Annotated in this window: 12 protein-coding genes; 3 read left to right on the forward strand and 9 right to left on the reverse strand. The window is 45.0% G+C overall.

The annotated features are described in order from the left end of the window. Positions 1-89: 89 nt before the first annotated feature. Positions 90-560: a DUF441 domain-containing protein gene (locus tag F6X55_RS16320; RefSeq protein WP_026569727.1), complete on the reverse strand. Its 471-nt coding sequence runs from the start codon at positions 558-560 to the stop codon at positions 90-92. A 145-nt stretch (positions 561-705) separates the two neighbouring features. On the opposite strand from F6X55_RS16320, the gene ytvI reads away from it, so the two are divergent. After that, entirely contained in the window at positions 706-1812 is a 1107-nt protein-coding gene (gene ytvI, locus F6X55_RS16325) for a sporulation integral membrane protein YtvI (protein ID WP_161993105.1), read from the forward strand. A gap of 210 nt (positions 1813-2022) precedes the next feature. Here the strand turns inward: ytvI and F6X55_RS16330 are convergent, their stop codons facing one another. From F6X55_RS16330 to dnaE, 8 genes are all read right to left on the reverse strand, one after another. Next, on the reverse strand, positions 2023-2415 hold the full coding sequence (locus tag F6X55_RS16330) for an FxsA family protein (protein ID WP_026569725.1): 393 nt from the start codon (positions 2413-2415) through the stop codon (positions 2023-2025). 94 nt (positions 2416-2509) lie between these two features. Beyond that, positions 2510-4270 carry a pyruvate kinase gene (gene pyk, locus F6X55_RS16335; RefSeq protein ID WP_153464758.1) on the reverse strand — a complete coding sequence of 587 codons (1761 nt, stop codon included), beginning with the start codon at positions 4268-4270 and terminating at the stop codon, positions 2510-2512. 40 nt (positions 4271-4310) lie between these two features. After that, on the reverse strand, positions 4311-5270 hold the full coding sequence (gene pfkA / locus F6X55_RS16340; protein ID WP_026569723.1) for a 6-phosphofructokinase: 960 nt from the start codon (positions 5268-5270) through the stop codon (positions 4311-4313). 191 nt (positions 5271-5461) lie between these two features. Next, positions 5462-6427, reverse strand: coding sequence for an acetyl-CoA carboxylase carboxyl transferase subunit alpha (accA, locus tag F6X55_RS16345; protein ID WP_153464760.1), 966 nt, complete (start codon positions 6425-6427; stop codon positions 5462-5464). Continuing rightward, complete coding sequence (accD, locus tag F6X55_RS16350; RefSeq protein ID WP_153464762.1) at positions 6424-7284, reverse strand: acetyl-CoA carboxylase, carboxyltransferase subunit beta; 861 nt, start codon at positions 7282-7284, stop codon at positions 6424-6426. The genes accA and accD overlap by 4 nt, the downstream gene beginning before the upstream one ends. Positions 7285-7331: 47 nt before the next feature. Next, positions 7332-7994, reverse strand: a complete 663-nt coding sequence (locus tag F6X55_RS16355; RefSeq protein ID WP_237648695.1) for a FadR/GntR family transcriptional regulator — start codon at positions 7992-7994, stop codon at positions 7332-7334. A 132-nt stretch (positions 7995-8126) separates the two neighbouring features. Then, positions 8127-9365, reverse strand: coding sequence for an NADP-dependent malic enzyme (ystJ, locus tag F6X55_RS16360; RefSeq protein ID WP_026569719.1), 1239 nt, complete (start codon positions 9363-9365; stop codon positions 8127-8129). 144 nt (positions 9366-9509) lie between these two features. Next, on the reverse strand, positions 9510-12833 hold the full coding sequence (gene dnaE, locus F6X55_RS16365; protein WP_026569718.1) for a DNA polymerase III subunit alpha: 3324 nt from the start codon (positions 12831-12833) through the stop codon (positions 9510-9512). 166 nt (positions 12834-12999) lie between these two features. Between dnaE and ytrH the strand changes: the two genes are divergently transcribed. Together ytrH and ytrI are read left to right on the forward strand one after the other, a co-directional pair. Further along, positions 13000-13332: a sporulation membrane protein YtrH gene (ytrH, locus tag F6X55_RS16370; RefSeq protein WP_026569717.1), complete on the forward strand. Its 333-nt coding sequence runs from the start codon at positions 13000-13002 to the stop codon at positions 13330-13332. After that, positions 13333-13836 carry a sporulation membrane protein YtrI gene (ytrI, locus tag F6X55_RS16375; RefSeq protein WP_026569716.1) on the forward strand — a complete coding sequence of 168 codons (504 nt, stop codon included), beginning with the start codon at positions 13333-13335 and terminating at the stop codon, positions 13834-13836. It begins immediately after the preceding gene. Positions 13837-13853 lie beyond the last annotated feature (17 nt).

Raw genomic sequence — 13853 nt, forward strand, 5'->3', positions numbered from 1 at the left:
TCCGGGTTATATACAATCCGGATGCTGGCATAATTGATGCCTTCCCTCAATAAAATGTACAAGCAGGAAGATACAGGGCTCTGAAGCATTCATCCAAGTTTCAGCAAAAAGTCTACCAATTTCATCACCATGTAAGCAATTCCCGCTCCTATTAACGGACCGACTGCCACTCCATGAAAAAATACGACAGCTAAAATGGTCCCCATCACCAATGCAGTCGTCAGATGCGGATCATTTGCCAATAAATCCAAACCGTTCTTGGCAATCAAAGCGACAAATATACCTGCCGCCAAGGCAATCCATGCATAATAGGATTTTACGCTGGCCAGCAAATCCTGGAAGCCGATATCACCAGTGGCAATCGGAACTAGCACTGCGATTGTAATGACTGTCACGCCCAAGCTGATTCCTTTGTCTGCAAGATAAGGAAAAACCTTGTCATCCAACTTGAAAAGCTGTAAGCCCAATAAAACATAAACAGCTATCATGATCGATTGGTTTTTTCCAAGATATCCTAATAAAAACAAAATGAGTAAAAATATGGTCGATTGATTAAACATGCTGTTACCTCCACTCTGCATTTCCAAACCATTGTCAATCCTATCATATCAGGGGCTGGTGCAAAAGTTACATGGCTCCTATCCACTTGATCACAATCGGCCAAGAATCAACCTGTGAATGAAAGAATCCCCGGGAGGTGTAAACTTGAGCACTACGTTACTATATAGATGGCTTCGTTTTATTCTGGTGATCGCCTGTGCATTGGCCGGTGCCATTATCCTGTATTATGTCGCCAAGTATACCTATCCTTTTATAATAGCGGTTATCATAGCAATCATGCTTAATCCAGTCATTTCTTTTATAGAACGCCTGACAAGGCTTCCGCGCGCTGCTTCGGTCATGCTGGTGCTGGCAGGTTTTCTTGTCCTGGCTTCTGGACTGGTGGCCATTTTAATTGTGGAACTGATAAACGGTACAAGCTTTCTGGCAGCCAGGATTCCCGGACAATTCGTAGAGCTCATTCATTTTCTGGAGGAATTTGCTTCCTATTATTTGCATCCGGTTTATGAAAAAATGAATAATCTTGTCGATATGCTTGAACCTTCACAGCGGGATGTGGTAACAGGACAGTTAAAGCAACTCGGGGAGGATGTCGCTGCTGCCGGCGCTCTTGTTATACAGCACTTGTTACAGGCCCTATCCCAGTCAATGATCAAATTGCCAGGTTATTTTTCTATTTGGTTGTTTTCCTTATTGGGCACCTTTTTTATTTGCAAAGACTGGTACAAACTAAAGACTGCCTTCTTTCGCTTTTTACCTGCCCCCTTCACCACAAGTACCAAAACATTGTATCTTGGCTTGAGACAGGCGTTTATAGGTTATTTAAAGGCACAGCTGCTATTGATTTTCATTACGTTTTTATTAGTTTGGACGGGACTCCTGCTTTTAAATATCGACCATGCCCTGACCATTGCTTTGATTACAGCCTTTATCGATTTATTACCTTATGTGGGCACGGGACTTATCTTTGTTCCATGGATTGTGTATGTTTTTTTTACAGGGAATTACAGTCTGACCATCGGGTTGGCTGTACTATATGGCATTATACTAATACAGCGCCAAGTCAGCGAGCCGAAAATCTTGTCTGCCAACATCGGGGTCGACCCTTTGGCTATGCTTGTTTGCTTGTTTGTTGGATTTCAACTTTTCGGATTGTGGGGACTCATGGCAGGGCCAGTCGCCCTCGTGATAGTGACGACATTTATAAAAAGCGGCTTATTAAAACAGTTATGGGAATTTATTAAGGGGTAATATTAGGGAGGAGTCTATAAATGAAAAAAGCAAACTATCCTTCCTTTTTGCCTGTAACATAGTCTCTACCACCAATCATTGTAAAGTGACAGTCAAACAGTCGTTTATAAAGGAAAAGCCGAGCGGCGTTTCGAATGTGGAGTTTTCGAACCAGCGTTCGGCTATAATTTTTGGTCGCTATGCTTTTGTTCCTGCCACTTGTATATTGTTCTACCTGCGAAAAATGGTAATGGTTCCTCGGTCCATCATTCGGCGCAGCATAGTCAACATCCAGCGTTTAATTGGTTTCCTGGTAACAGGTAACAATAAAAGGAAACCAATTGCATCGGTGATAAATCCGGGTGTGAGCAACACGGCGGCACCAAGCAGGATACATATGCCGTCCATGATTTCTTCTCTGGGCGCCTGGCCGTATGACATGGCTTGTCTTGCTCTGGCCAATGTCTCCAATCCCTGCCGCTTTGCGAGCCATGCACCAATAACGCCGGTAAGAATGATCAGGAAAACTACCCACCAGGGACCGATCCTGTTACCAGACCATACCAGTACGCCAATTTCCAAAGCAGGAACAATTAATACAAACAACAATATCCAGCGAAACATTTATTATCCCCTTCCTCCTTTTATTCCCCTGTTCACTATCTTCTTCAACTAAAAGAAAGAAGAGGCCGAACAGAACCTCTTCTTTATCTTTCCTTTACAGGACACTGGCGTGTCCCTTGTATATATCGCCTTTGCTGGCATCTATGGTTATATCTTTTCCATCTTCCACTAACTCAGTAGCCTTGTCCACACCGACGATGACCGGGATTCCCAGACTAAGGCCGACTACTGCTGCATGAGAAGTAAGGCCGCCTTCCTGCGTGATCAATCCGCTTGCTTTTTCAATAGCAGGCATCATGTCTTTATCTGTTCCATACGTTATCAGAATGTCATCTTCTTTAACTTTTTCCAAGGCTTCAGCAGCATTTTTGGCTACAATTGCTCTTCCATACGTGCTGCCCTTACCGACGCCCTGTCCTTTTGCAAGAACGTCTCCGATAACGTGAACTTTCATCAAGTTCGTGGTGCCACTTTCACCTACTGGAACACCGGCGGTGATGATGACACGATTGCCACGCTGCAGCATACCCGAATTGATTCCACGGTCGATAGCTACATCCAGTACATCATCGGTGGAATGTGCCAGTTGTCCGACGATTGTCTGCACACCCCAAACCAGCGCAAGCCTGCGTTCAATCCGTTCATCGAAAGTCACGGCGATAATCGGTGCTTTCGGCCGATATTTCGAAATCATTCTGGCAGTATGTCCACTGACTGTAGGCGTCAATATGGCATCCACTTCCAAATTCATCGCTGAATGGTTAACTGACTGGCTGATCGCGTCAGTAATGGTCATATCACTATTTTTCGAACGCAAATCAAGGATTGCCTTGTGGTCAATAGCCGTCTCTGCCTTCATCGCAATATTGCTCATTGTCTGGACAGCTTCCGCAGGGTAATCACCCGCTGCAGTTTCTCCAGACAGCATGATTGCATCGGAACCGTCGAAGATCGCGTTAGCTACATCAGAAGCTTCTGCCCGCGTAGGCCGCGGGTTACGCTGCATGGAATCCAGCATCTGAGTTGCCGTGATAACCGGTTTTCCAGCAGTATTACATTTGCGAATCATGTCCTTTTGTACCAGCGGCACCTCTTCAGGAGGAATTTCAACCCCTAAATCTCCGCGAGCGACCATCAACCCATCACTGACCTGGAGAATATGGTCCAAATTGTCTACGCCTTCCTGGTTTTCAATCTTAGGAATGATTTGAATATGGCCGGCATCATGTTTTTCCAGCAAGTCACGAATTTCGAGAACATCCGTTGCCCGTCTCACAAAAGATGCAGCAATGAAGTCTACTCCCTGTTCAATGCCGAACTCGATATCGTTGGCATCCTTTTCAGTCATTCCCGGAAGATTCACGCTTACGTTTGGTACGTTGACACCTTTTTTGTTCTTAAGCAAACCCGAGTTAAGCGCTTTTGTCTTGAGCTCATTTTTTTCTTTGAGAATTTCTTGTACTTCCAGTTCAATCAAACCGTCGTCCAACAATAATTTAGAACCGACATGTACGTCATTGATTAAATCAGGATATGTTACAGAAATACGCTCCGCAGAACCTTCGATGTCTTCCATTGAAACATAAACAGTATCACCCTTGGTTAACTGGGCTTCGCCGCCATTCAATGTGCCTGTTCTGATTTCAGGTCCTTTTGTGTCCAAAAGGATGGCGACCGTTTTTCCTGTTTTCTCGGCGGCCTCTCTAATGTTTTTGATACGTTGTCCATGTTCTTCGAAATCTCCATGAGAAAAGTTCAACCGGGCAACATTCATACCCGCCTCCATCAATTTGGTCAGCATCTCTACCGACTCGGAAGCAGGCCCGATCGTACTTACTATTTTTGTTTTTCTCATTTGATTTCCTCCTTTCAATTCCTCTTCTGTCATTTCTTTCTTAGATGGAAAGTTGCTTGGAAAGCTCGTACATGTTGAAATCTACTTTATGCTCTTCATCCAATATTTCCAGAATGTCATGGTCCACCAGCTTGTTGTCCTGGATGCCGACTACTCTTCCGGCTTTCCCCTCAAGCAGTAAATCAACCGCTTTGGCGCCAAGTCGGCTGGCAAGGACACGATCTGACGCCGTGGGAGATCCACCGCGCTGTGTATGGCCGAGTACGGTTACCCTTGTTTCTAGATTGGTTGCATCCTTGATGCGCTGCCCGAAGTCCATTCCAGAACCGACTCCTTCGGCAAGAACAATGATACTATGTTTCTTACCTCTGTCTTTTCCCCTTTTCAGGCGTTCAATAACATCATCAAAGTCATCTGCATGTTCTGGAATCAAAATGCTTTCCGCACCGTCGGCAAGTCCTGCCCATAATGCTAAATCGCCGGCATGACGGCCCATCACTTCTACCACATATGTACGTTCATGCGATGTCGCTGTATCCCTGATTTTATCGATCGCCTCGATCACAGTGTTCAATGCCGTATCAAAACCAATCGTAAAGTCGGTCCCCGGGATGTCATTATCAATCGTACCAGGCACGCCGATACAAGGATATCCTTTTTGTGTCAGCTTTTCCGCCCCGCGGAAGGAGCCATCCCCTCCAATGACGATCAGTCCCTCGATTCCGAACTTATTCAGTTGAGCGATCGCTTTCTCTCTTCCCTCCTCGGAACGAAATTCATCACTCCGGGCAGTATAAAGGATAGTCCCGCCTCGCTGGATGATATCTCCGACTGAACCGATTTCCATTTTTTTAATATTGCCATCTATTAAACCTTGGTAACCGTTATAGATACCATATACTTCCATGTCATGGAAAATCGCTTTCCGGACTACCGCCCGAATAGCAGCGTTCATTCCTGGAGAGTCGCCGCCGCTTGTCAGCACTCCAATTTTCTTCATTGGTTATCACCTCTTATTATGATTATTCCTATTAATTCCTCTCCCCATTCCAAGATAATCCAAAACACTGATATTAGCAAATAAAATTATACATGAAAAGGGCGATGCGCGCACCAAACTTCCATCGACGAATGAATGACGGCATAGAAACAGCTGTCCTGACTGGCGCCGGGACAGCAAGTTCATTGAAACTATTCGGAATCTAATTCTGCATAATCTCCAATTTGTTTATACTTTTCCCATCGTTTTTCCAACAAGTCTTCCTTAGACAGATCTCCCAACTCATTTAAGGAATCTGTCAACACTTTTCCGATATACCCGGCCTGTTGTTTGACATCACGGTGAGCCCCGCCACGTACTTCCTGAATGATCTCATCAATGATATTCAATTCCTTCAAGTCATACGATGTGATTTTCATCGTCTCGACAGCTCGTTGAGCCTGACCGGAGTCCTTCCATAGCAATGCAGCTGCACCCTCAGGCGAAATGACGGAATAAGTGGAATTTTCGAGCATGTGGATCTTATCGCCGACTCCCAGTGCGAGTGCACCACCGCTTCCGCCTTCTCCAATCACGACACATATGATCGGTACTTGCAAACCTGCCATTTCCATCAAGTTTCTGGCAATCGCTTCACTTTGTCCTCTCTCTTCAGCTGCTTTTCCTGGATATGCCCCTTTCGTGTCGATAAAACAAATGATCGGACGGTGAAACTTCTCAGCCTGTTTCATGTGGCGAAGTGCTTTTCTGTATCCTTCAGGATGAGGCATACCGAAATTCCGCCGGATATTTTCTTTCGTTTCTTTTCCTCGCTGGTGACCGATCACCGTGACAGGCTTGCCATCGAATTTCGCTATTCCGGCGACCATCGCTTCGTCGTCGCCATACAACCTGTCCCCATGAAATTCCAAAAAATCGGTGAAGAGCAACTCGATATAATCCAGGGTCGTGGGTCTTTCCGAATGACGGGCAATCTGCACCCTGTCCCACGGTTTCAGATTTTCATAAATATCGTTCTCCAAATTTTCCAGGCGTTTTTCCATTGTAGAAATTTCATCTGTTAAATCGATTTCGCTATCCTCGGTATATGTCTTCAATTCGGCGATTTTTTCACGTAACTCCACCACTGGTTTTTCAAACTCCAAAACCTGCTTCATGACCTTTCCTCCCTTGCCTGATGGATATCAAGCAAAGTTGACAATGTTTGCTTGATGTCGTGTCTAGCAATCACCTTATCCAACTGGCCATGCTTCAATTGGAACTCTGCCGTCTGGAAATCGTCCGGAAGTTTCTCGCGGATTGTCTGTTCGATCACTCGTCTTCCTGCAAAACCGATCAGTGCCCCCGGCTCGGCAAAGTTATAATCCCCCAACGAAGCAAAGCTGGCCGAAACCCCTCCTGTGGTAGGGTTGGTCATAATAGAAACCATCAAACCGCCACCTGCACTGAAACGCTGGATTGCTACAGAGGTTTTGCTCATTTGCATGAGGCTGAGTACACCTTCCTGCATTCTCGCTCCACCCGAAGCTGTAAATATGATGAACGGAAGCGAATGCTCTCCCGCTTTCTCGATGGCTCTCGCTATTTTTTCTCCTACGACGGAACCCATACTTCCCATCCGGAACCTTGAATCCATGACTGCCACAGACGCTTTTTTTCCGTCAATTTCTCCTGCTCCTGTCACGACCGCCTCGTTCAATTCTGTTTTCTGGCGGTCTTTCTCCAGCTTATCTTCATAATCGGGAAAACGAAGAGGGTTAGCTGATGTCAACTCTTTGTCCCATTCCTCGAACGTTCCTTCATCAAATAAAGAAGCTATCCTGTCATAAGCAGGCATTTGGTGATGATAACCGCAATTAGGGCAGACATTCAAGTTTTTTATCAATTCTTTTCGGTAAAATATTTTTTGACAGTTTTTACATTTCTGCATTAAGCCTTGAGGAATATCTTGCTTCGCTTCCTCTCTCGGTATAGATGCATACTTTCTTTTCTTGCTAAAAAAGTCTTTAAGCAAGGATGATCCCTCCTTTTAACTCTCGTTTGAAACCTTCTCCACACGTTTCATTCGGCTTTTGATATTGCCTCCCGCTGCAAACTGCTGAAAAGTGTTTCAATATCTTCATATTTACCATCCATATATATATGTACAAGCAGATGATAAAATTGCTTGTCATAGGAAACATTCTCCGCTGCATAAGAAAAATCATTCAATAAGTGCCATATTTTTTGCAGCAGAAAGTTTTCCCCGCTATTGAAAATGATCAAGAAAAACTGATAATGAGCCTGCTCTGCAGTTAATTGCTCCCTTTCCAGGACATGCTGCAGCTCTTTCGTTTCTTCTTCGGATAGGTGGCTGTACGCCAGTTTGGCTGCTTCCTTTTCAATAATCCGCTTTGACAAAACGATATCCTGTTTTGTGTTAGAATCCCGTAAAATGAACGACGACAACAGCTCTACTGTATGATACGGTTGGTACATTTTCAAAAAGGTTCCCTCTCCTCTTCTCGTTTCAATTAACCCTAGCAATTCAATAGCACGGAGTGCCTCTCTGACGGACGATCTGCCAGCACCTAAATGCTCTGTCAACTCTCTTTCAGAAGGCAGCTTGTCCCCCGGCGACAAATCATTTCCCTCAATGTAATCGCGGATTTCATTGAGCACTTCTTCATAAACCTTCATTTTCTCCGGCTTCGAAACGATAAGAACCCCCCTTCCAAAAAACAAACTCCCTGTTCAAAGCTTCCGGACCGTGCAGCTCGTATAAGGTCAACAAGGAGAGCCTTGGTGTTTGACGCCAAGGCTTTCCTTTCACATGGAGCTTCGCTCATCGCAGCGCAGGCTGCAGCATGCTTTTATTTACTTTTCGTCGATCATTGTAAGTCTGCGGGTTTTTTCAGCAACCTGCTCCGGATCCACTTGAATCCTTGCCACACCGGACTCCATAGCAGCCTTTGCTACACTAGCCGCCACTGCGGGAGCTACGCGAGAATCGAAAGGAGCAGGGATGACATAATCAGCGTTCAACTCATCTTCAGTAATCAAAGCTGCAATAGCTTCTGCAGCTGCAATTTTCATTTTTTCATTGATTCGAGTCGCCCGCACATCGAGGGCTCCTCTGAATATTCCAGGAAACGCCAGCACATTGTTCACCTGATTCGGAAAGTCTGACCGGCCTGTACCAATGACCCTTGCTCCTGCAGCTTTGGCATCTTCCGGCATGATTTCGGGATCTGGATTAGCCATTGCAAAGATGATCGGATCATCATTCATACTTTCCACCATCTCTTTGGAAAGCAATCCACCGACAGAAACACCGATGAACACGTCTGCTCCCGCCATGACTTCTTCCAGCTTTCCTTCCTCGCGTTCCTTATTGGTGATTTTCGCTACTTCATCTTTGACGCCATTCATCCCATAGTTTCTTCCTTCAAAGATGGCCCCTTTGGAATCACACATAATAATATCTCTGACACCGAGATTATGCAAGAGCTTGATAATTGCGATACCGGCAGCTCCGGCCCCATTGGCCACCACTTTTATATCAGAAAACTTCTTATCTACCAATTTTAAAGCATTCAATAGACCGGCAACCGTCACAATCGCTGTGCCATGCTGATCATCATGAAAAATCGGGATGTTCGTTTCTTTTTTCAATCTTTCTTCGATAATGAAACAATTGGGTGCCGCAATATCCTCCAGGTTCACTCCACCAAAGGTCGGTTCCATCAGTTTCACTGTTTGAATAATTTCTTCCACATCATGGGTATCAAGACAAATCGGAAAGGAATCTACACCGGCAAAGCTTTTAAACAGGACCGATTTCCCTTCCATAACCGGAAGTGCAGCTTCCGGGCCTATATTCCCGAGTCCAAGGACTGCTGAACCATCGCTGACAACGGCTACCATATTGCCTTTCATTGTGTATTCGTAAACCGCTTCTTTCCGATCATAAATCTCTTTGCAAGGTTCCGCCACTCCCGGCGAATAAGCTAAACTGAGATCTTTGGCATTTCTCACCGGAATTTTTGTCTGCGTTGTCAACTTCCCTTGATTTTCCCGATGGATATGTAATGCCTCATCCCTTAAATTAGACATCTCCGATCCGCTCCTTTTATCGTTCCGGCCGTTTTTCAACTGATTCAAATTGGTCTGACCACTTAACTACTCTATTATAACAAAAGCTATATCGGTGTAAAGGTTGACTTTATTACACCGTGAAACTCCGCCGATTCCCTTTCCTTACTTCCGGACCACTACGTTTTCTTTACCGAGCAATTGATAAAGGTTATCCAGGCTTTTCTTGTTGATCTGCATGCAGTAGCTGCTTGACAACTGATACGTTTTTTTGCGTCCCGCATGATAAATGATGACCGGACTGCTTCCCGGAAATATGTCGGCTACTTTTCGTATTTGCGATAAAACTTGTTCTTCATTGTGCTCCTCCACTTTCAAAAACAATCTCCTTTGGCCGCTTACTTCCAATTGTTCTTCGTCGAACGGAAGGATTTCGGACAGGAGCCACTGCCAACGATCATTTCGTAGTTCAACTTTTCCTTTGACGAGGATTATAGACTCTTCCTCCAGCCAGGGGCTGACCTGACGATACAGTTCTGGAAAAATGACGGCTTCCATCTGCGCCTTTTCATCCCCCATCGTCATAAAGGCCATCGGATCGCCTCGCTTGGTTCTGATTTTTTTCAGTTCCTGGACGACCGCCCCTGCTTTAAGATTGTTTTTCCCCGCGAAATCCACCGAGTCTTCGAGAAGCATATACCCTGCACTCCTCAGTTTTTCCCTGTACTTTGCCAAAGGATGACTCGATATATAGATCCCGAGCACTTCCTTCTCAAAGGTTAGTTTTTGCATATCAGAGAAGTCTTCTGTTTCCTTGTAGGTGACATCCAATTCCAGACTGTTCTGAAAGAGTGAAGGCTGGTCACCGAACTCACCGAACAATTCCGCCTGCTCCATCGCCTGGTCGACTGTCCCGAGCAGGCTTGCCCGGTTGGCATTGCTTTCATCAAAGGCCCCTGCCAAGATAAGAGATTCTATGACAGAACGATTCACGGTTTTCAAAGAGACACGCATGCAAAAATCAAAAAGATTTTTGTAGGGGCCGTTGTTTTTTCTTCCTTGCACTATTTCCCTTACTGCTTGACCGCCTACCCCTTTTATCGACAACATTCCCATACGAATATGGCTGTTCTCGACATGGAATCTGCCGAAGCTTCTATTGATCGAAGGTGGCAACACTTTGATTCCCAACTGCTTGGCTTCATTTATATATAGTTGGATTTTTTCCTGATGTCCTGCAGCCGCACCCATGATTTCCGCCATGAAATGAGCAGGAAAGTGGGCCTTCAAATAAGCAAGCTGGTAAGAAATCATACTATATGCCACCGCATGGCTCCGGTTGAAGCCGTAATTGGAAAAGCGGACGATCCAGTCAAAAATCTGGCGTGCAGCTTTTTGATCATAACCATTGGCAAGACACCCTTTGAGGAAAGCTTGCTCTTGTTCCTGCATGATACCATGCTGTTTTTTGCTTACAGCTCTCCGCAAAATGTCTGCCTGTCCCAACGAAAATCCAGCCATTTTATTGGCAATCTGCATAATTTGTTCTTGATAAACAAGCACTCCGTATGTTTTTTCCAAAATCGGCTTCAAATCAGGATGGGGGTATTCTATGCTTTCGCGGTTATGTTTGCGGTTGACATATACCGATATATATTGCATGGGACCCGGTCTGTACAATGCGTTAACTGCCACAACATCCTCAAACGATGTCGGTTGCAGGTCCAGCAGCACACTTTGCATTCCTTTCGACTCCAATTGGAATATCCCATTGGTTTGTCCCCGGCGTAGCAATTGAAACGCTGCTTCATCATCCAGAGGGATATCTTTCAAGTCGATTTCCAGCTTTTCCTTCCGCTCGATTGATTCGGTTATTCGTTCGAGCAGCGACAAGTTCCGCAAACCTAAAAAGTCCATTTTCAGCAAACCAATTGCCTCTAACTCCTTCATCGCAAATTGTGTCAATGCCACTCCGTTATGACCAGCTATTAACGGGACATGTCGGACCAACGGTTCTTCACTGATCACTATCCCCGCAGCATGAGTCGAAATATGGCGAGGCAGGCCTTCCAGCCGTGATGCAACCTTGAACAGCACCTGCAGTTTCGGCGACTGTTTGGCATAATTCACTATCGGTTCGCTGGCCTTGACGATGTCACTGATCGATTGTGAAGTATGTTGCGGAATCTCCTTTAATATAAAGGCCGCATCCTGTTGATCAATTTGCAATGTTTTGATCAGCTCCCTGATCAGAGAACGTGCCGCAAATGTTCCATAGGTGATGATTTGCGCAACATGATCAGGCCCATACTTGTTTTTTACATACTGGATAACTTCTTCTCTTCTGGTATCGGAAAAATCGATATCGATATCGGGCATCGATACGCGTTCCGGATTCAAAAAACGTTCAAACAGCAAGTCGTATTTGACTGGATCCACTTCCGTTATCCCCAACACATATGCAACAAGTGAACCTGCAGCAGATCCACGGCCAGGCCCGACCATGATTCCATTTTGTTTGGCAAAGCGGATGAAATCCCAAACGATTAGGAAGTAATCGCTGAATTGCATCGAATTGATCACTTCTAACTCGTAGTCCAGGCGTTGTTTAACCTGCTCAGACACATGTCCGTATTTATCAAAAATAAAATCATAGCACAATTTAGTTAAATATTCATCTGCCGAGCCTTCTCCGGGAACCGGATAAGACGGCAGCATCCTCCCGTCAAGCTGAAGCTCGACATTGCATTCAGCCGCTATTTCACCGGTTTTCTCCAGTGCCTCCGGCCAGAATTGAAACGCATTCCGCAATTCTTGTTTTGATTTCAGAAAATCGGCTGTATCGTCGTGTTTTGTTTCAGGTGCCCATTTCTCGCCATTTCTCATTGATAGAAGAACGTCATACGCATGGCGGTCGCCTTCACGTAAATAACGTACATTACTAACAGCTACCGCCGGAATGGTGGTCGTTTTGCTGAACATTTTCCAATCTTCCAAGTGAGCAGATTCCCCGATGCTGCAATCGATTCCCAAATAAAAGGCGTCCTGACTGAACAATTGTTGACACTGTTTGAATAAACCTGCCAATCGTTCGAAAGGAAAGCTTTCCAGACAGTTTTTCGTTATAGGAATGATGCCTGTCACATCTTCAACAAAGCCATCCAATTGTTCCATCGTTGTCGACTGTGTCTCTTCCAACTGAAGCGCCGTGCTCAGCTTCAACAATTGTTGATAGCCCTGATTATTCTGAGCCAGCAGGATGCAGGGCAACCGCTCGTCTTCCAGTTCCACCGCCATACCCAAAATGGGCTTGATTCCCTTGGCAACACAAGCCTGGTAAAATGGCACAGCCCCATGAAACACTGCATCATCCGTCAATGCGAGAGACTCATAACCCAATTCTCCCGCTTTTTCCACCAACTGACTTATATGTATGGTGCTTTTCATTAAACTGTAGCCGCTTCGCACTTGTAAATGTGAGAAATCCATATATAATACCTTCCTTTACCTTACTATCCTATTATAGCCGATAGGTTTGCCAGATTAAATGATAACCGCTTATCATAACTTGTCTTTTCTCCTCATAAACTGAAAAGAGAACCCGCACACCGATTGTCATTCGGATGTTAAAAGGTTGAGAGGGGAGGAAAGGAGTATGGAGGAAAGGTTTGTGTTCTCCCTGATCCACTGCTATTTCATCGCTTTAGGGGTGATCATGGGGGGATCGATCATAGGCAGTATCGGTTATTTGGCCACGGGTGATCCGCCTTTGACATCGGTCACAACTGTCGCAAGAAAATTGAGGATATGGGCTATCGTAGCTGCTATCGGGGGGACGTTCGATGCCATTTCCAATTTTGAAAAGGGGATTTTTCAAGGTTCCACCCTGGACATCGTAAAGCAAGTATTGCTCATTGTGACAGCCATGGGAGGCGTGCAAACTTCCATCCTCGTCATCGAGTGGTTCACGCAGGAGGATATAGAATAAATGCACATACCTCCCTATTATAAAAAAGAAAGCTGGCAGCGATTTTTTGCAGGAGGATTTTTTGGCGCCATTGTTGCCTTTATCATTTACTTATATATGTACGGTCAATATTATGAAAAATGGCTGGAAGATAATATGAATTTACGATCACAAATAGCAGAACTGGAGAAACAAAATGAAGCACTGTTGGAAAACGAAAAGGAATTGGATGAAAAAACAAAGGAAAAAGTGGTAGTGAAGTCGATTGTGGTCGAAATCGACAACGCCGAGCAACTAAAACTCGACAGGCTAATTGTCCACCAGTTGCAGGATGCTATAAAAGAAGAGATTGCCAGCGTGGTCGGCCAGGACATCGCAAGTTTGTCCGAAAATGATCAATTACTGATTTCCACGCTCGAAAACACCGTCTATCGTGTCGAGGATATCGACTATACAGCGAGCATCAACCAACTCGTTATCGCTCCAACCCTGAAATTACACCTTTCTCTTGATTTCTCCACATAAATAAAATCAGGACTCAT

The sequence above is a fragment of the Sediminibacillus terrae genome (assembly GCF_009602435.1).
GTDB lineage: Bacteria > Bacillota > Bacilli > Bacillales > Amphibacillaceae > Sediminibacillus > Sediminibacillus terrae.

Bases quoted from the DNA above. Each gene is read 5' to 3' on its own strand.
- F6X55_RS16320 (WP_026569727.1), bottom strand. From the start codon at position 560: ATGTTTAATCAATCGACCATATTTTTACTCATTTTGTTTTTATTAGGA.
- F6X55_RS16330 (WP_026569725.1), bottom strand. From the start codon at position 2,415: ATGTTTCGCTGGATATTGTTGTTTGTATTAATTGTTCCTGCTTTGGAA.
- pyk (WP_153464758.1), bottom strand. From the start codon at position 4,270: ATGAGAAAAACAAAAATAGTAAGTACGATCGGGCCTGCTTCCGAGTCG.
- pfkA (WP_026569723.1), bottom strand. From the start codon at position 5,270: ATGAAGAAAATTGGAGTGCTGACAAGCGGCGGCGACTCTCCAGGAATG.
- accA (WP_153464760.1), bottom strand. From the start codon at position 6,427: ATGAAGCAGGTTTTGGAGTTTGAAAAACCAGTGGTGGAGTTACGTGAA.
- ystJ (WP_026569719.1), bottom strand. From the start codon at position 9,365: ATGTCTAATTTAAGGGATGAGGCATTACATATCCATCGGGAAAATCAA.
- dnaE (WP_026569718.1), bottom strand. From the start codon at position 12,833: ATGGATTTCTCACATTTACAAGTGCGAAGCGGCTACAGTTTAATGAAA.
- ytrH (WP_026569717.1), top strand. From the start codon at position 13,000: ATGGAGGAAAGGTTTGTGTTCTCCCTGATCCACTGCTATTTCATCGCT.
- ytrI (WP_026569716.1), top strand. From the start codon at position 13,333: ATGCACATACCTCCCTATTATAAAAAAGAAAGCTGGCAGCGATTTTTT.